Source organism: Thermus sp. (genome assembly GCF_040290245.1).
Taxonomy (GTDB): domain Bacteria; phylum Deinococcota; class Deinococci; order Deinococcales; family Thermaceae; genus Thermus_A.
In genome coordinates, this window is the sequence record NZ_PSMQ01000109.1 from 2,413 (window position 1) to 2,641 (window position 229).

A 229-nucleotide genomic window follows, 5' to 3' on the forward strand; every position below is an offset into this window, starting at 1 on the left:
ACCTCGAAAGAGAAAACCGGCCCGGCATCTTTAGGAGAAGGAAGAAACCTGAGGGGACGATCCCCTTCGGGACGGAGCAGGCTCCGTGCACCAGGAGGATGTGCTCAAAGCCTTGGGCCACAAAATCCCCTTGTTCATCGCCATGGACGGTAAACACTTGCGGGGAACCCGCAGTGGCGTGGGGTAATGTATACTCTCATCTTCATCTGTCCAGCCCGCATGGGTGGGT